The sequence below is a fragment of the Nocardia sp. NPDC057353 genome, from assembly GCF_042667085.1.
Taxonomy (GTDB): Bacteria; Actinomycetota; Actinomycetes; order Mycobacteriales; family Mycobacteriaceae; genus Nocardia.
In genome coordinates this window covers 1-16,569 of record NZ_JBHVAK010000007.1, presented here as the reverse complement: position 1 = coordinate 16,569, position 16,569 = coordinate 1, and the positions used below count along the sequence as shown (strand labels likewise).

Genomic DNA, 16,569 nt, shown 5'->3' with positions numbered 1-16,569 from the left:
CTCCCCCGTCGCGGTATGACCGCTGTGCCGCGCCGGAAACCGCGCAGGCGGACCGGCGCGGTCGCTCCACCGTAGCGAGCGGCCCGGCCGCGGCGAAACACCGATTTGCGAGAAGGTAGCCGGGTACTGTTTCGACGTGGGCGTCCGTCAACCACCGCTACCGGAGGAGTAGTGCGATGAACACTGTCCCGGAGGCGCTGTCAGCCGAATCCCCGGTCACGGGGTTGCTCCGATTCGGGATCAGCACGCCGGGTGGGGCGCTCGCGGCGGCCGAGCGCGATGTCACCGCGGATGCGGTGGGTGTGCCGCCGGAGGCGGTGCTGTGGTTCACCGACTTCGCCGCGGCGGCTCCGGTGGCCGAGATCGGCGCGCTCACCGCGGCCGGGGTCACCCCGATCGTCACCTGGGAGCCGTGGCGCGCGCTGGGGGCGGGGCGGTACGACCGGGCGGCGTTCCCGCTCGCCGCGATCGCGGCCGGCGCGCACGACGACCACGTTCGCGGCTGGGCGCGCGCGCTGGCGCCCTATCGGGTGGGGCTGCGCTTCGCCCACGAGTTCAACGGCGACTGGTACCCGTGGTCGGGCGCGCCGGAGGTCTACGTGGCCGCGTGGCGCCGCCTGCACGCGCTGTTCGCCGCCGAGGAGGCCGCGGTGTGGTGGATCTGGGCGCCGAACGCCCCGTTCGAGCGGGTCCCGCTGGAGTGGTATCCGGGCGACGGGTACGTCGACGTCCTCGGGGTGGACGGCTACAACTGGGGCACCTCGCAGCCGTGGAGCCGGTGGGTCGAGCCGGACGAGCTGTTCGGCCCGGCGCTGGCCGCGCTGGGCGGGCTCGGCAAGCCGATCCTGGTCACCGAGGTCGGGTGCGCCGAGGCGGGCGGCGACAAGCCGGCGTGGATCACCGCGCTGGTCGCGCTGCTCGCCGCCGACCCCGCGGTCACCGGCTTCGTCTGGTTCGACCACGACAAGGAGACCGACTGGCGGCTGACCAGCAGCCCGGAGTCGGCGCGGGCGCTGCGCGGGGCGCTGCGGTGACCGCCGCCGGGTTCGCGCTGCCGCCCGAGGTGGAGGCGGCCAGGCAGCACTCGCTGGACCAGCTGCACCTGGCGGGCACCCCGCCGGAGGAGCGCTTCGCCCGGATCACCCGGATGGCGCGGATGGTGTTCGGCGTGCCCGCCTCCTCGGTGAACCTGATCGACGCCGACCGGCAGTGGTTCAAGCAGCTCGACGGGTTGGAGCTGGGGGCGCACAACCCCCGGCGGGAGGCGGTGTGCCAGGCGACCATCGCCCGCGCCTACACCGCGCCCGCCGAACCCGCGCTGGTGCTCGAGGACGCCGCAGCGGTCCCGGAGTTCGCCGAGTTGCCGACGGTCGGCGGCGACGGCGGGATTCGCTTCTACGCGGGCTACCCGCTCTTCGGCCCGGGCGGGCACGCGGTCGGCACCTTCTGCCTCTACGACACCGTGCCGCGCTCGCTCGACGACGCCCAGCTGGCCACCTTCCGGGAGCTGGCGGGCTGGGCACAGCGCGAACTGGAGAGCGCCGACGACCTCGAGCGCGCGGCGATCGTGCAGCGCAGGCTGCTGCCGCAGCCGCTGGGCGACCTGCCCGGCTATCGGGTCTGCGCGACCTGCCTGCCCGCGCACGCCGTCGGCGGCGACTTCTACGACCACTACCGCGACGGCGCCGGGCTGGCCTTCACCCTGGCCGACGTCATGGGCAAGGGGCTCGGCGCGGCGATTCTCACCGCCGGGGTGCGCTCGGCGCTGCGCGGCGCCTCGCGCGCGGTGCACCGGGTCGGCGCCGACGGGGATCTCGGCGCGGTGGTCGACGCGGTCGCCGCGCAGCTCACCGACGACCTGACCAGCACCGACACCTTCGTCACGCTCTTCCACGCCCGGCTCGACCCGGCCAGCGGCACGGTGCGCTACGTCGACGCCGGGCACGGCCTCACCGTGCTCACCAGGGCGGGCGGCGAGTCGGTTGTGCTGACCGGCGGCGGGCTGCCGTTGGGCATCGCCGAGGACGAGCACTGGGTGGCGCAGAGCGTGCGGCTGGAGCCGGGCGACACCCTGACCGTCGCCTCCGACGGGCTGCTGGAGCTGCTCGACCCGCTCGGCGGGGCGCACACCGTCGCGGAGTTCGCGCGCCTGCACCCCGATCCGCAGCGGCTCTGCGCGGCCGTGCGGGAGCTGGCCGAGCGGTTCCCGCCGCTCGACGACGCCACGGTGATCGCGGTGCGCCGGGAGCCGGTGTGAGCGCGACCGTCGCGGACACCACGACCACCAGGCCGCGGCCCTCGCCCTGGCTGCGGCTGCTCATCGTGCTCACCGCCGCGCTCGGGGTGAACTACGTGGCGTGGCGCTGGCTGGTCGCCACCAACTGGTCGGCCTGGTGGATCGCGGTGCCGCTGGTGATCGCCGAGACCTACAGCCTGGTCGACTCGCTGCTGTTCGGGATGACCATGTGGCAGTGGCACCGCAGGCCGACGCCGCCGCCCCCGCCGGACGGCGCCACCGTCGACGTCTTCGTCACCACCTACAACGAACCGGTGGAGATGGTGCTGGAGACCGCCGAGGCGGCGCAGCGCATCCACTACCCGCACCGCACCTGGATCCTGGACGACGGCGACCGCGGCGAGCTGGCCGCGGCGGCCGCGGAGCGCGGCATCGACTACCTGACCCGCAGCGCGCACTGGGACGACAAGCCGCGGCACGCCAAGGCGGGCAACCTGAACAACGCGCTGATGGAGACCGACGCCGAGTACATCCTGATCCTGGACGCCGACCAGATCCCGGAGCCGGAGATCCTGGACCGCACGCTCGGCTACTTCCACGACCGGGACATGGCGATGGTGCAGACCCCGCAGTACTTCGTCAACGTGCCCGCGAGCGACCCGCTCGGCAGCCAGGCGCCGCTGTTCTACGGCCCGATCCAGCAGGGCAAGGACGGCTGGAACGCCGCCTACTTCTGCGGCTCCAATGCGGTGCTGCGCCGCGAGGCGCTCATGCGGCTCGGCATCGCGGGCTACGTCGACGCGGTCGAGGAGGGGGTGCGGCGCACGCTCTACGCCGCCCGCAAGATCCTCGCCTCGGCCCGCCGCCGCACCACCGACCCGCGGGTACTGGCCGCGCTGGACGCGGTGCGCGAGGCCGTGCGCGACGCCCGCCGCGAGCTGCGCGCGGGCGAGCCGCTCGCCGAGCTCACCTACAGCTTCCAGCTGCGGGTGGACGCGGCCACCCGCAGCCTGGTCGACGCCGACGTGGCGGCGATGCGCGCCGATCTGGCGGCGATCGAGGAGCTGCGCGCGCTCTCCGGCGGCGACGGCCCGGCCCCGGTGCTCTTCGACGACGAGGTGCTGGCCGGGTTGGCGGGCCGGGAGTGGTCGCCGCTGGGCGCGCTGGAGTCGATCGGGGCGCTGATCCGGGCGGTGGACGTTGGCCGCGACGACGAGGCGCAGCCGATCCTGCCGATGGCCACCATCTCGGTCACCGAGGACATGGCGACCTGCATGCGCATGCACGCCCAGGGCTGGCACACCGCCTACCACCACGAGCCGCTCGCCTGGGGGTTGGCCCCGGACGACATCGGCACCATGCTGACCCAGCGGCTGCGCTGGGCGCAGGGCACCGTGCAGGTGATGTTGAAGGAGAACCCGCTGGTGCAGCGCGGGCTCTCGTGGGGGCAGCGGCTCATGTACTTCGCCACCATGTGGAGCTACCTGGCCGGGTTCGCCGCGCTGGCCTACATCGCCGCGCCGATGATCTTCCTGATCTTCGGGATCATGCCGGTGACCGCCTACAGCTGGGACTTCTTCGGCAGGCTGATCCCGTTCCTGCTGCTCAACCAGCTGTTGTTCCTGGTGGTGAGCCGCGGCACTCCGACCTGGCGCGGCCAGCAGTACAGCCTGGCGCTGTTCCCGGTGTGGATCCGGGCCTGCGTCACCGCCTTCCGCAATGTCTACTTCGACCGGCCGCTCGGCTTCGCCGTGACCCCGAAGACCAAGCAGCACCGCGACGCGCTGCCCTGGCACCTGGTGAAGTGGCAGCTGCTGGCCATGGCGCTGCTGACCGGCGCGACGGTGGTCGGCGTCGTGCGGCTGTACGTCGGCGCGATCTCCACCCTCGGCGTCGTGGTGAATCTGGTGTGGGTGGTGTTCGACCTGCTGATCCTGAGCGTGGTGTTCCAGGCGGTCCGCTATCACGGCTACGAACCGGAGGCATGACGATGAGCCGATTTCCCACCCGCACCGCCGATTCCGGGGCGGTCGTGGTGCGCCCGGAGGGCCGCCTGGACATGGTCGCCGCACCGGACCTGCGCAAGACGCTGCACGCGCTGGCAGACGGGTCGGCGCCGCGGGTGGTGGTCGACCTCGGCGGCACCGAGTTCATCGACTCCTCCGGGCTCGGCGCGCTGATCTCCGGGCTCAAGGCCGCCCGCCAGGCAGGCGGTGACCTGCGGATCGCCGCACCCTCCACGCAGGTGCGGACGGTGCTCGCGCTCACCAAGCTCGACCGGGTGCTGCGCAGCTACCCCAGCGCCGACACCGCCTTCGACACCGAGCGCTGACGTGACCGACCCGGCCGCGCACGTGCTGCGGACCGCGGCGGGCCCCGGTGCCCTCGCCGCCATCCACGCCGCGCTCGAACAGGTCTGGGCCGCGCACCCGGTTCCGGAGCCGGTGCGGCTGCACCTGGATCTGGCCGCCGGGGAGATCGGGGCGAATATCGTCGAGCACGGGACCGCGGCCACGCTGCGGCTGGAGATCTCGGTGCGACCGGACCGGGTGCAGCTGGTCTTCACCGACGACGGCGACGCCGCCACCGGGATCGATCTCGATGCCGCCGCCATGCCGGATCCGATGGCCGACCGGGGCCGCGGCCTGGCGCTGGCGCGCGCGGTGCTCGACGAGTTCGGCTACGACAGGGACGGCGCGCACAACCGCTGGACCCTCACCCACCTGCTGAGCTGAGCCCCGGACCCGCTGTGGCGCTGTCGTTCCGGCGCGACGGCGGCGAGCGCGGCTGCCAGAATCAGCACATGCGGACCGAATCGGTGGCGGTGACCGAGGTCGGTCCCGGCGACGTGGTGGCCGACCCGGCGGGCACCGGGCTGTGGCGGCGGGTGCGGGAGCTGCGGCACGGCCGCGCCCCGCGCCGGGACGGCAGCGGGCGGGAGTGGACCTACTACGCCTTCGTCGGCCCGCTCGTCGACCCCGCCGCCGCGGGCGAGGTGATCGGCAACCAGCCGCGGATCGACCGGTTCGTCTTCCGCGAGGACGAGTACGTCACCCGCACCCTGCGCGCCGGGCCGTAGGCGACGTGGCGGGATCGGCATTTCGCGAGGACACTCGGGGACGTAGTGAATCGACTCGTCCCACAGGAGCACATGCGATGGCAACCAACGGCCCCTTCGGCCTCGACCCGGAAGACGTCGAGCGCGCGCTGCGTGAGGCGGGAATCGAGCTGCGCGACCTGATCGGCAAGGCGGGCGGCTACCTGGAGCGGGTCGACGGCGCGAGCATCGGCTCGCTGGCCGCGCTGCTCGGCCAGTTCGCCCCGCCGCCGCAGCAGAAGCCGCGCACCCCGCCCGCGTCCGAGGGCGAGACCGCCGGCGAGTCCGGCAGCGGCGTCTGGGTCATCTACACCGTGGACGCGGGCGGCGCGGCCAGGGTCGACCAGGTCTTCCCCAGCGAGCTCGAGGCGCTGCGCGCGCACCGCGACAACACCGACGACCGCCGCCGGGTGCGGTTCCTGCCCTACGGCGTCCCCGCCGGGGTGCTGGACGCGCCCTGATCGCGGCGATGGTTCGCCCCGCCCACCCGGAGCCGGGATGATGGTGCGGTGGCCGAGCAGGTGAGCGCATGCGCGCGCTGGTGATACTGATCGTGGTCGCGGCGATCGCGCTGATCGCGGGCGACCGGATCGCGGTGGTGCTGGCGCAGAACGAGATCGGGCGCCGGATCGCCGCCGAGTACGCGCTCGGCCGCGACCCGGAGGTGACCATCGGCGGCTTCCCGTTCCTCACCCAGGCCGCGGGCGGCCGGTACGAGACCGTCGACATCCGCGCCGACGAGTACAGCGACCGGGACGTCACCGTGCGCGACCTGCGGCTCACCCTCACCGACGTCACCGCCCCGCTCGCCGACCTGGTCGCGGGCGACACCTCGACCCTGGTCGCGGCGGGCGCGACGGCCGAGGCGGTGGTCCCCTACGAGACCGTGCGCCGCTACGCCGACGAGGGTGTCCGCGAGCTCTCCGACAGCCCGGAGGGGCTGCGCGTGACGGGCTCCTTCCGCGTGGACGGCATCCCGTTCCCGGTCCCCGCGACCATCGTCTTCGCCATGGCGCCGACCGACGGCGGCATCGAACTCACCCCGGTCTCGGTGCAGGCGGCGGTCGGCGGCCCCGCGGTCCCGCTCTCGGCGCTGAGCCGCGGGCTCGCCTTCACCATCCCGCTGCAGGACCTGCCGCTCGGGGCGCGGATCACCGCCATCCGCCCGGCCGCCGACGGGCTGCACGTCACGGCGGCGGCCACCGACGTCCGCTTCGCGGAGCTACCCTGAGCGGGGGCTCACGGCACGTAGAGGTACCACTCGGCGAACGGCCCCTGGATCGGCCAGCTGCTCGACATGATCTTGGCGGGGCCCATCCCCACCCACAGGTCGACGGTGACGGTCTTGCCGCGCGCGGCGCCGGTGCGCACGTAGACGTCCTGGTGCCGGAAGCCCGCCGAGCCGACCCAGCCGATCATGACCCGGTTGCCGCACGGCCCGCTCAGGTACCCCTGCGGCGTGACGTGCGCCCGCACGAAGCCGGGCCGCTTCGGCGCCGCCTCGAGATCGACGGAAATGCTTCCGGCGCAGAAGTTCGCGTCGCCGAAGGTGTAGAGCGTGGTGCCGATCGGCGCCCAGTGCGGCAGCGGATCCGCGTGCGCCGGAACGGCTGTCGCGCCGCCGAGCACCCCGATCCCCAGCGTCGCCGCTATTCCCGCGCCCAGTCGTCGAATGTCCATGGTTCGAGCCTCCCCCGTCGAGCATTCGGATTTCCCGCTCGCCGCGCGACAGCCGGATGACCCCGTCGGCATCGACGGCCCGCGGCGGAAGTCGTTCGCACACCGAGCATATCGGGTGCGGCGGCGTACCGGGAGCCCTTCCGCGCGGTCTCAGTAGCGGGCCGCGTACCTGGTCGGCGGCTCGCCCATCATGCGGGTGAAGTCGCGGACGAAATGCGCCTGGTCGGCGTAGCCGAGCTCGGCGGCGAGCCCGGGCCAGTCGATGGCGGCGCCCGCCTCGAGTCGGCGCGCGACCTCGTGCACCCGGTACCGGCGCAGCACCCACTTGGGGCTCACCCCGACGTGCTCGGCGAACAGCCGCTGCAGAGTCCGCACCGGGAAGCCCAGCTCGGCGGCGAGCCGGTCCACGCGGGTGAGCTCGGGGTCGGCGGCGATCACCGCCACCGCCGCCACGGCCGCCCGGCTCGCCGGGTCCGGCTCGGGCAGCCGCGCGAGCAGGAACTCCTCGATCGACGCCACATCCGGGTGCTCCGGCGGCTCGGCCCCGAACACATCGGCCGCGGCGGCCACCCGGTCGGTGAGACCGGACACCGGCGCCTTCAGGATCGGTCGGAACGCGCCGGGGCGGAAGGCGACGCCGAACACCCGGCCGCGCCCGGTCAGCGTCTGGTGGCGGTGCCCGCGGGTCACCCCGCGCACGGTCGCGCCCGCGGGGCCGCCGACGGTGAGGTGCACCTGCGGCAGCGCGGTGATCAGCTGCCGGTAGGGCTCGGCGTAGTCCCAGTGCACGGTCCAGTAGTGCGCGACGTAGCCCGCCAGCTCCGGCGCCGGGGCGGCCGTTTCGTGCCGCTGGTGCCGCCGCCAGGCTCCGCCCAGCTCACGGGCATCCCTCATGGCGCGAGTGTAGGTGGCGCGTTCGTTCAAGACAGCGGGGTGCGGGCCTGGTTGGCTGGCGGCCATGAGCACTCCGGAGACGATGGCATCGGCCGCCGCACCCCTGCGGCGGATCGCCGCGGCGATCACCCCCGCGGACCTGGACCGGCCCACCCCGTGCGCCGAGTTCGACGTGGCCGCCCTGGTGAGCCACCTGCTGTACTGGGCGCCGGGGCTGGCCGCCGCGGGCCGCAAACAGGCACCGCCCGAGCCCGAAACCCGGCCGCTACCGCACGATTTCGCTGACACCCTGCGCGCGCGGGTCGACGACATCGTGGCTGCCTGGAGCGAGCCGCAGGCCTGGCGAGGTAGCGCCGAGTTCGCCGGGGCGGTGCTGCCCGCGCCGCTGCTCGGCGGCATGGTCGTCGGCGAGCTGGTGGTCCACGGCTGGGACCTGGGCCGCGCGCTCGGCATCGACGTCGGCTGGGACGACGCGCTGCTGGATTTCCTGTTCGAGCAGGTGAGCGCGACCGCCGAACAGGGAAGGGAGATGGGCGCCTACGGCCCGGCCGTCCCGGTGGCCGATTCCGCGCCAACGCTGGATCGGATTCTCGCTGCGACCGGGCGGCTGCCGCACTGGCATCCGGTCACCGTCTGACCCCGTCCCCCTTTCACTGTATACCCGATTCCGCCCCCTCATGAGCGGCCGAATCTTCCGCCATACTCGCTCGCGTCGTGGCGAAATCCCAGGTGAGGAGTGGCGGAATGGCCTATGTGCTGAGCTTCGCGGAGATCGATCGGACGCAGCTCGCGGTCGTCGGCGGCAAGGGCGCGAACCTCGGTGAGCTGTCGCGCGTCGACGGGGTGCGGGTGCCGGACGGGTTCTGCGTGACGACGGCGGCGTACGCGCGGGTCGTGGCGGGGGTGCCGGAGGGGTTGTTCGACGAGCTGTCCCGGCTCGACCCCGGCGACCGGGAAGCGACCAGGGTGCTCAGCGCGCGGGCACGCGCCGCGATCGAGGAGCAGGCGATCCCCGATGACGTCACCGCCGAGATCGTCGCCGCGCACGCCCGGCTCGGCGCGGACGGCGCCTACGCGGTGCGCTCCAGCGCGACGGCCGAGGATCTGCCGACGGCGTCCTTCGCGGGCCAGCAGGACAGCTACCTGAACATCGTGGGCGCGGCGGAGCTCCTCGCGCACGTGCGGCGCTGCTGGGGTTCGCTGTTCACCGAGCGGGCCGTCGCCTACCGGCAGCGGAACGGGTTCGGGCACCGCGGGATCCGGATGGCGGTGGTGGTGCAGGCCATGGTCTTCCCGCGGGCGGCGGGGGTGCTGGTCACCGCCGACCCGGTGAGCTCGGACCGGACGGTGACCTCGATCGACGCCGCCTTCGGGCTCGGTGAGGCGCTGGTCTCCGGGCTGGTGAACGCCGACAACGTCCGGGTGCGCGGCGACGCGATCATCGCGCGGGCGACCGCGACCAAGAAGCTCGCGGTCGAGCCGGAACCCGCCGGGGGCACCGCGGTGCGGGAGATCGCACCGGCGCGCCGCGACGAACCGGTGCTCACCGATGCCGAGGCGCTCGCACTCGCGCGGCTCGGCCGCCGGATCGAAGCGCACTTCGGCAGCCCGCAGGACATCGAGTGGTGCCTCGGCGACGACGGGGTCCTGGTCGTGCAGAGCAGGCCGGTCACCACGCTGTTCCCCATCCCCGACGGCGAGGGCGACCGCGTCTACGTCTCGGTCGGCCACCAGCAGATGATGACCGACGCCATGAAGCCGCTCGGGATCTCGCTGTGGCAGCTCACCAGCACCGCGCCCATGCGGGACGCGGGCGGGCGGCTGTTCGTCGACGTCACCGCCGCGCTCGCCGCCCCTGCCTCGCGCGCCGCGCTGGTCGACGCGCTCGGCACCTCCGATCCCCTGCTCGGCGACGCCCTGCGCACCCTGATCGACCGCCGCGGCCTCGAGATCGATGCACCCGACCGCCCGAACCCGGCCACCGTGCCCGACCCGCCCGACCTCGACCCCGCGACCATCGGCGAGCTGATCGCGGAGAGCGAGGCATCGCTGGCGGTACTCGAGCGCGACATCCGGCCCCACACCGGGGCGGCGCTGCTCGACTTCATCCGCGCCGACATCGAGGAGCTGCGCCGCGTCCTGTTCGACCCGCGCGGCCTCGCACTGATCACCGCCGCCATGGCCGCCGCCGAGTGGCTCAACGCCCGGCTGCTCGACTGGCTGGGCGAGCGCAACGCCGCCGACGCGCTCACCCGCTCGGTGCCGGGCAACGTCACCTCGGAGATGGGGCTCGCGCTACTCGACGTCGCCGACGCCGTCCGCGCGCACCCGGAGGTCGTGGCCTACCTGCGGGCGATCGAGCACGCCGCCCCGGACGACTTCCTCGACCGCCTCCCCGCCCATCCCGGCGGTGCCGAGGCACGGGCGGCGCTCGCGGACTTCCTGGAGCGCTACGGCATGCGCTGCGCCGGCGAGATCGACATCACCCGACCGCGCTGGCGCGAGCAGCCCGCCACCCTGCTGCCCGCCATCCTCGGCAATGTCGCCGCCTTCGAGCCGGGCGCGGCGGCACGGCAGTTCGCCGACGGCCTGCGCGAAGCCGAGCAGGCGAAACAGCGGATCCTGCGGGAGCTGCGCGCGCTCCCGGACGGTGCGGCGAAGGCCGCGGCGACCGAGCGAATGATCGACCGGGTCCGCGCCTTCTCCGGGTACCGCGAATACCCGAAGTACGGCATGGTGTGCCGCTACTCGGTCTACCGGCAGGCGCTGCGGCGCGAGGCGGAGCGCCTGGTGGCGGCCGGGGTGCTGCACGCCGCCGACGACATCCACTACCTGCGCTTCGACGAGCTGCGCGAGGTCGCGGCCACGCACCGCGCAGACCCGGAGCTGATCGCCGCGCGCAGGGCCGCCTTCCGCGCCCACGAGGCGCTCACCCCGCCGCGCGTCCTCACCTCCGACGGCGAAGTCGTCACCGGCGCCTACCGACGCACCGACCTGCCCGCGGACGCCCTACCCGGCACCCCGGTCTCCACCGGAGCCGTCGAGGGCCGCGCCCGCGTGCTCACCGACCTCGCGCAGGCCGACCTCGAGCCGGGCGACATCCTGGTCACCGCCTACACCGACCCCAGCTGGACCCCGCTCTTCGTCGCCATCGCCGGGCTGGTCACCGAGGCGGGCGGGCTCATGACGCACGGCGCGGTCATCGCCCGCGAGTACGGGCTCCCGGCCGTGGTCGGCGTCGAGCACGCCACCACTTTCATCCGCGACGGGCAACGCATCCGCGTGCACGGCACCGACGGCTACGTCGAACTGCTGCCCGACCGCTGATCCACCCGGGCGCCCGCGCCGCCGGGATCATCGGTCGAGCGCGGACCGACCGGCCCCGCGGAGGTGGCGGCTCAGGTCGCCGGTGAGGTGGATGTCGACGCGGCGCTCGGTGAACCGCCATGTGCCGCAGATCCATCGCCGTCACCGCCACCCATCCCTGAGCGGCTCGGTCTCCAACGGCATGCTCAGGGTGACCGTGGTGCCGGAGTCGAGCACCGTCACCCGGCTCTCGTCCACCAGGGCCTTGATCAGTGTCAGGCCGCGGCCGCGCAGGGATTCGGTGTGGCCGCGTTCGGCGTCCGGCGCCGCCGGGCGGGTGACCCAGTGTCCGTGGTCGGAGACGCCGATCAGGACCACCCCGCGGGCCACGATCGCCTCGAGCCGGATCGGGCGGCGGTCACCGGCGTGGCCGTGCTCGATCGCGTTGGCGCAGGCCTCCCCGGCGGCCAGCAGCAGGTCATAGGCGCGCCCGGGGTCGGCGAGCGTCCCGGCCAGCCACTCGCGCAGCCGCCCGCGCACCGCGGGGAGCTGGTCGGGGTCCGCGGGGAACTCGATCCGTAGCGGCTCGACCGCGCTGCTCATGTCGTCTCCTTCGGCCGCATCCGCTCCCGTGCCGCGCAGGCCGGTTCAGGTGTCCGGGTCCTCGTCCTGATCGCCGTGCGGGCCGGGGCCCGCCAGGTTTCCGGACGCCTCGGAGCCACCCTCGACGATGCCGTCCTCCCGCGCCTTCCCGGTATCGGGCGAGCTCTCGCCGTCGGCGGTGTCGTGGGGTCCGGTCATGGGTGGTTTCTCCTCCGCGCTGTCGGCGCCCGTCGCTCGAGCCGTCTCGGGCGCGGCTACCCCGCGTGTCGATGGAGCAAACCGGGCGGACCCGTCCCCGGTGCCGCGAAACCCCACCGTGCCCAGCCCCACATCCCCGGTTGCACGGCGCTGGTGAGACGTTCGACATCGTGCCCGTCGGCGGCGCCCTCCGCTCGCGGAGCGGTAGCGGCATCGTCGCCGCTCCCGGGGCGAATCGAGCCCCCCGCACTCGGCCGAATCGCCCAAACCTCGCAGCCCCCGCGATTCTCCTCACGCCGGAAATCCGAAATAGCCCGCAGGTCAACACCGATTTTCCCAGCATGAAGAGTTTCCGAGCAGCATCGGCGAGCGAGGTGAACCCCACCGCTCCGATCGAGGCGGACGGCGCGCGCGCCGCCGCGGGATCGTTGCGCGTGGGACGCTTCTCCTTCCGCCCCGCCACCGGGACGGTGTGGTGGTCCGCCACCGTGGCACCGCCCGCGGCGATCGAGCAGCTGACCGCGCCCGCCGCCCTCGCCCGCGTGCACCGGGACGACCGGGAGCCGCTCATCCGGGCCGTGGCCGCGGCGGAGCGCTTCTGCCTGCGGCTGCGCGTGTCCGGCACGAAGCGGGGCCTGCGCACGCTGATCGTCGTCGGCGAGCCCGCCCCCGAGGGGGTCGACGGCTTCCACGTCGACCTCACCGCCGCGCTCCGCGCCGACGGCGTGGCGGTGGTCGACGAGTCGGTGACCCGATTCCTGGCCGACCGCGCGGTGGTCGAGCGGGCCGTCGGCATGCTGCTGCTCGTCTACGGCATCCCCGCGGACCGCGCGCGCGAGATCCTCACCTGGCGGTCCACCGAGACCGGGCTGTCGGTCGAGGAGCTCGCGACCCGGCTCTGCACGGCGGTCAGCGGCCGCAGCCCGGCGCCCGCCGAGCTGCGGTCCCGCTTCGACGACCTGCTGCTGACCGTGCGCGACGCGGGTCCCGGCTGAGCCGGGCGCGTGCGCGGACACCCGCCGGAAGTTGTTGTAGGGTCTCGATCATGATCACCCAGCACGTGTGGCAGTGGCGCCTCTAGGCGCCACTGTCAGCGTGCGAATTCTCCGCTCAGAGGCTGCCTTTCCCGATCGGGACGCGCCTCGCCGGGCAGGAGTCCCGTTCGGGCAGGCGTGACGAAAGGTTCCCGGTGTCCGAGCTGTTGATCGAGGTCCTCGAAGGACAACACGACTGTTTCGCCCTGCTCTGCCGCGACGGCGGCACCCTCGACGTGCTGACCGGCCGGGCGCGGAAGGTCGCCGCCATCGCCGATATCCCGCTGCCCGACGACGCCGACGGCCCGGCCGTCCTCGCCGCCGTCCCCTACCGGCAGATCACCGAGCGCGGCTTCGCCTGCCACGACGACGGCGCGCCGCTGACCTGCCTGCTGATCGAGCAGCGCGGCACCGCCGCGGTCGCCGACGCCGTCCACCTGCTGCCGGCGGGCAGCCCCGGGCTGCGCGGCGGCGAATTCACCACCTCCGACAGCGATTACGCGCAGATCGTCAAGCAGATCGTGACCGACGAGATCGCGCACGGCGCGGGCGCCAACTTCGTCATCCGCCGCGACTTCCGCGGCCGGATCGGCGGCGACCACGTCCGCAGCGCGCTGGTGCTGCTGCGCAGGCTGCTGCGCCACGAGGTGGGCGCCTACTGGACCTTCGCCTTCGTCACCCCGGAGTTCGCGCTGGTCGGCGCCACCCCGGAGCGGCACGTCTCCGCCGAGGCGGGCACGGTGCTGATGAACCCGATCAGCGGCACCTTCCGCCACCCCGGCACCGCGCCCGACCCCGTCGCCATCCTCGAATTCCTCGGCGACCGCAAGGAGACCGACGAGCTCTTCATGGTCGTCGACGAGGAGCTGAAGATGATGGCCGCGATCTGCGACCGCGGCGGCCAGGTCCTCGGCCCCTCGCTCAAGCAGATGGGCAACCTCACCCACACCGAGTACCTGCTGCGCGGCCACAGCACCCGCGATGTCCGGGACATCCTGCGCGCCACCATGTTCGCGCCGACCGTCACCGGCTCCCCGATCGAGAACGCCGCCCGGGTCATCCACCGCTACGAGGACTCCGGCCGCGGCTACTACTCCGGGGTGCTCGCCCTGCTCGGCCGCGACGAGCACGGCCAGACCCTGGACGCCCCGATCCTCATCCGCACCTGCGAACTGCACGCCGACGGCACGGTCAAGGCCTCGGTCGGCGCCACCCTCGTGCGCGCCTCCGACCCCGTCACCGAGGTCGCCGAGACCCACGCCAAGCTCGCCGGGGTGTTGCAGGCGCTCGGCGCGCAGCCAGGGCACCGGCCCGCGATCGGCCGCACCTCGCTGCTCGAACACGCCGAGATCCGCAAGGCGCTGGCCGCGCGCAACGGGTCGCTGGCCCGGTTCTGGCTCGACCGCCAGCCCACCGCCGCCGAGCACACCGCGGGCGAGCCGGTGACCGCCACCATCGTCGACTGCGAGGACGAGTGGTCGGCCATGCTCGGGCACCAGCTGCGCCACCTCGGGCTCACCGTTCAGGTTCGGCGCTGGAGCGAGCAACCCGACTCCGACCCCGCCGACCTGCTCGTCATGGGCCCCGGCCCCGGCGACCCCACCGATGCCGCGGACCCGCGGATCGCCCGCATCGACGCGCTCGTGCGGAACCGGCTGCGCGAGAGCCGCCCACTGCTCGCCGTCTGCCTCAGCCACCAGCTGCTCGCCGCACGGCTCGGGCTGCGGCTCCTCCGGCTGCCCGCACCGAACCAGGGCAGCCAGCACCGCATCGACCTGTTCGGGCGCCGGACCACGGTCGGGCTCTACAACAGCTTCACCGCCGTGGCCGCGACCCCGCCGCCGTGGGTGGAGTGCAGCGCCGCCGAGACCGGGGCCGTGCACGCCCTGCGCGGGCCGGGGTTCGCCTCGGTGCAGTTCCATCCGGAGTCGGTGCTGACCACGGACGGCACCGAGATCCTCGGTGAGCTGGTGACGCACGCGCTCGCCGCCCGCTGACGGTGCTGCCCCGGCGGCCGGTCGATCGGCGTCTCCCCTCAGAGGTCTTCGACGCAGATCACGAAATGCCGCTCGGTGTAGCGGTATCCGACTCCGCTCGCGCACGCCGCGACATCGTCGGTGCCGTCGACCCGGTTCAGCACCCGGATGCCCTCGACGGCGGGCGCACCGCAATCGATCCGCTGCGGATCGTCGCCGCCCACGTCGAGGCACCCGCCGAAGACCCAGTCGACATCCAGGCACAGGGCGCCGACCTCCGCGCCGTCCACCGTCTCGGCGTAGTAGTTGTCCCGGTCCGCGATACACCCGTCGCTGGTGGCGGCCTTGCCGATCACCACGTAGTTCGACTCCACGCTGCCGCAGGGCGCGCCGACGATGGTGGCGTCGTCCAGCGTGCCGCCGAGCCGGACGCACTCCCCGATCGCCGGATCGAACTCCAGCGCGCCCTGCGCGCCCGGCGCGAGCAGGACCGCTCCCGCCGCGAGTACGGCGCTCACGCACGCCACCGTCATCGACCGATTCACCATGTTTCCGTTTCCCCTTCCCAGTGAAAAACTGGACAGCGTAACAGAACTCGGCGCGCGACCTATCGCCGGAGCCGTTCGGCGAGGAGGCGGAGCTTGTCCTCGCTCGGGGAGCCGGGAGGGGAGTCCACATAGCGATGCGCCGGCCGGAGCGCGCCCCCGACAACCCATTGACATCACTTGATTCTACATGAATCATTCGTTTCCAGTTGGGGAGTCCGTTCCCGGTCCCCGCCCAAGGAGAAGGAGCTCCCCGTGTTCAGTGAGGAAGAATTCCAGGCCGCGCTGGCGCGGCCCCGCCTCGCCAAGCCGGTGCCCACGCAGCTCGACGCCAACCGCTCGGTGCCGATCCGCGCGATTCCCGAGCACGAACTGCAGCAGACCACCCAGCAGTGGTTCGTGGACTTCCAGGCCAAACTCGACGACTACGAGAGCCGCGGCTTCGAGGTGAACTGGCTCATGGAGTGGGCCAAGAAGTACTGGTGGAGCTGGCTCGCCCAGGACATGAGCGCCAACCACGAGCTCTACGCCGCCGACGTCCGCTACACCGACGTCACCACCTTCGGCCGGACCATCGTCGGCATCCCGGAGTTCGAGAAGTACAACTTCGCCTTCTTCGACGCCATCCCGGACTGGCGCTACGACCCCATCCCCGACCAGGTGTACCTCGACGTCACCCCCGACGGCCGGGTCCGCACCATGATCCGCTACATCGGCAGCGGCCACTGGACCGGCCCGCTGCGGCTCTACCCCTACGACGAGACCGGGCCGGTCGTCTACGGCAACGGCCGCTTCGTCCAGTGCCCCGCCGTCGACCGCTACCACTTCAACAGCGACCGGCTCATGGAGGAGGGCGAAACCCTCTACGACGCCTTCGACGCCTTCCAGCGCGGCGGCATCCTGCCCCGCGACGACAGCTGGCAGTTCAAGACCCTGCTCGCGGCCTCGCGCATCCCCGCGCTGGTCTCGCGGCGCGACGCCAAGCGCTGAGCGACCCCTG

The 16,569-nt window shown here is 73.3% G+C and carries 18 protein-coding genes; 13 read left to right on the top strand and 5 right to left on the bottom strand.

Annotated elements, in window-relative coordinates; all coding sequences use genetic code 11:
* Window positions 1-176: 176 nt before the first annotated feature.
* From ACFUUZ_RS05055 to ACFUUZ_RS05020, 8 genes are all read left to right on the top strand, one after another.
* Window positions 177-1,034: a glycoside hydrolase family 26 protein gene (locus ACFUUZ_RS05055; RefSeq protein WP_378692668.1), complete on the top strand. Its 858-nt coding sequence runs from the start codon at window positions 177-179 to the stop codon at window positions 1,032-1,034.
* Window positions 1,031-2,257, top strand: a complete 1,227-nt coding sequence (locus ACFUUZ_RS05050; protein ID WP_378692666.1) for a PP2C family protein-serine/threonine phosphatase — start codon at window positions 1,031-1,033, stop codon at window positions 2,255-2,257. The genes ACFUUZ_RS05055 and ACFUUZ_RS05050 overlap by 4 nt, the downstream gene beginning before the upstream one ends.
* Complete coding sequence (locus ACFUUZ_RS05045) at window positions 2,254-4,224, top strand: glycosyltransferase (protein WP_378692665.1); 1,971 nt, start codon at window positions 2,254-2,256, stop codon at window positions 4,222-4,224. Before ACFUUZ_RS05050 ends, ACFUUZ_RS05045 begins: the two co-directional genes overlap by 4 nt.
* 2 nt (window positions 4,225-4,226) lie before the next feature.
* Window positions 4,227-4,568, top strand: a complete 342-nt coding sequence (locus ACFUUZ_RS05040) for an STAS domain-containing protein (protein WP_378692663.1) — start codon at window positions 4,227-4,229, stop codon at window positions 4,566-4,568.
* Window position 4,569: 1 nt separating this feature from the next.
* Window positions 4,570-4,971: an ATP-binding protein gene (locus ACFUUZ_RS05035; RefSeq protein WP_378692660.1), complete on the top strand. Its 402-nt coding sequence runs from the start codon at window positions 4,570-4,572 to the stop codon at window positions 4,969-4,971.
* A 68-nt stretch (window positions 4,972-5,039) separates the two neighbouring features.
* The gene (locus ACFUUZ_RS05030) at window positions 5,040-5,315 is read left to right on the top strand and encodes a hypothetical protein (RefSeq protein WP_378692658.1); all 276 of its coding nucleotides are present in this window, start codon (window positions 5,040-5,042) and stop codon (window positions 5,313-5,315) included.
* 77 nt (window positions 5,316-5,392) lie between these two features.
* Complete coding sequence (locus ACFUUZ_RS05025) at window positions 5,393-5,794, top strand: hypothetical protein (protein WP_378692656.1); 402 nt, start codon at window positions 5,393-5,395, stop codon at window positions 5,792-5,794.
* Between the two features lie 68 nt (window positions 5,795-5,862).
* A complete protein-coding gene (locus ACFUUZ_RS05020; RefSeq protein ID WP_378692654.1) occupies window positions 5,863-6,564 on the top strand; it encodes a DUF2993 domain-containing protein in 702 nt (233 codons plus the stop codon).
* An 8-nt stretch (window positions 6,565-6,572) separates the two neighbouring features.
* Here the strand turns inward: ACFUUZ_RS05020 and ACFUUZ_RS05015 are convergent, their stop codons facing one another.
* Window positions 6,573-7,013, bottom strand: coding sequence for a hypothetical protein (locus tag ACFUUZ_RS05015; RefSeq protein WP_378692652.1), 441 nt, complete (start codon window positions 7,011-7,013; stop codon window positions 6,573-6,575).
* Between the two features lie 150 nt (window positions 7,014-7,163).
* Window positions 7,164-7,907 carry a DUF6597 domain-containing transcriptional factor gene (locus tag ACFUUZ_RS05010; protein ID WP_378692650.1) on the bottom strand — a complete coding sequence of 248 codons (744 nt, stop codon included), beginning with the start codon at window positions 7,905-7,907 and terminating at the stop codon, window positions 7,164-7,166.
* 64 nt (window positions 7,908-7,971) lie between these two features.
* Between ACFUUZ_RS05010 and ACFUUZ_RS05005 the strand changes: the two genes are divergently transcribed.
* Together ACFUUZ_RS05005 and rph are read left to right on the top strand one after the other, a co-directional pair.
* Complete coding sequence (locus tag ACFUUZ_RS05005) at window positions 7,972-8,544, top strand: TIGR03086 family metal-binding protein (protein ID WP_378692648.1); 573 nt, start codon at window positions 7,972-7,974, stop codon at window positions 8,542-8,544.
* 107 nt (window positions 8,545-8,651) lie between these two features.
* Complete coding sequence (rph, locus tag ACFUUZ_RS05000) at window positions 8,652-11,234, top strand: rifamycin-inactivating phosphotransferase (protein WP_378692647.1); 2,583 nt, start codon at window positions 8,652-8,654, stop codon at window positions 11,232-11,234.
* A 141-nt stretch (window positions 11,235-11,375) separates the two neighbouring features.
* Here the strand turns inward: rph and ACFUUZ_RS04995 are convergent, their stop codons facing one another.
* Together ACFUUZ_RS04995 and ACFUUZ_RS04990 are read right to left on the bottom strand one after the other, a co-directional pair.
* Window positions 11,376-11,816, bottom strand: coding sequence for an ATP-binding protein (locus ACFUUZ_RS04995; protein ID WP_378692645.1), 441 nt, complete (start codon window positions 11,814-11,816; stop codon window positions 11,376-11,378).
* A gap of 45 nt (window positions 11,817-11,861) precedes the next feature.
* Window positions 11,862-12,014, bottom strand: coding sequence for a hypothetical protein (locus tag ACFUUZ_RS04990; RefSeq protein WP_378692643.1), 153 nt, complete (start codon window positions 12,012-12,014; stop codon window positions 11,862-11,864).
* Between the two features lie 341 nt (window positions 12,015-12,355).
* On the opposite strand from ACFUUZ_RS04990, the gene ACFUUZ_RS04985 reads away from it, so the two are divergent.
* Both ACFUUZ_RS04985 and ACFUUZ_RS04980 read left to right on the top strand, forming a co-directional pair.
* Window positions 12,356-13,009 (top strand): ANTAR domain-containing protein, encoded by a 654-nt coding sequence (locus ACFUUZ_RS04985; RefSeq protein WP_378692641.1) that lies wholly within the window; start codon window positions 12,356-12,358, stop codon window positions 13,007-13,009.
* Between the two features lie 194 nt (window positions 13,010-13,203).
* Window positions 13,204-15,045 carry an anthranilate synthase family protein gene (locus ACFUUZ_RS04980; RefSeq protein ID WP_378692640.1) on the top strand — a complete coding sequence of 614 codons (1,842 nt, stop codon included), beginning with the start codon at window positions 13,204-13,206 and terminating at the stop codon, window positions 15,043-15,045.
* Between the two features lie 38 nt (window positions 15,046-15,083).
* Here the strand turns inward: ACFUUZ_RS04980 and ACFUUZ_RS04975 are convergent, their stop codons facing one another.
* Window positions 15,084-15,542, bottom strand: a complete 459-nt coding sequence (locus ACFUUZ_RS04975; RefSeq protein WP_378692638.1) for a hypothetical protein — start codon at window positions 15,540-15,542, stop codon at window positions 15,084-15,086.
* A gap of 282 nt (window positions 15,543-15,824) precedes the next feature.
* On the opposite strand from ACFUUZ_RS04975, the gene ACFUUZ_RS04970 reads away from it, so the two are divergent.
* Window positions 15,825-16,559, top strand: coding sequence for a nuclear transport factor 2 family protein (locus ACFUUZ_RS04970; RefSeq protein WP_378692636.1), 735 nt, complete (start codon window positions 15,825-15,827; stop codon window positions 16,557-16,559).
* Window positions 16,560-16,569: the final 10 nt, after the last annotated feature.